This window comes from Marinobacter sp. V032 (assembly GCF_052645435.1).
Genome location: NZ_JBQXYE010000016.1, coordinates 1 through 255, shown reverse-complemented (window position 1 = coordinate 255; position 255 = coordinate 1). Strand labels below are relative to the sequence as shown.

Annotated in this window: 1 rRNA gene; it reads right to left on the bottom strand. The window is 46.3% G+C overall.

Annotation, left to right across the window (positions count from 1 at the left end):
* Window positions 1-115 (bottom strand): 16S ribosomal RNA (locus tag ACUN9X_RS18850); the annotation flags it as partial.
* Between the last annotated feature and the right edge of the window lie 140 nt (window positions 116-255).

Sequence of the window (255 nt, the reverse complement as noted above, 5' to 3'; positions counted from 1 at the left end):
CTCACCCGTCCGCCGCTCGTCAGCGGGTAGCAAGCTACCCCTGTTACCGCTCGACTTGCATGTGTTAAGCCTGCCGCCAGCGTTCAATCTGAGCCATGATCAAACTCTTCAGTTTAAATCATATAGCAATTATAGAATCGCAAATCTTGCTCAAGACAAAACTCAATTTTGACGAGTCGCTGTCTTGAATATTTCTTGCCGAAATATCCCAGTCAGCGCCCACACAAATTACTTGGTCAACTTTTTAAAGAGCGG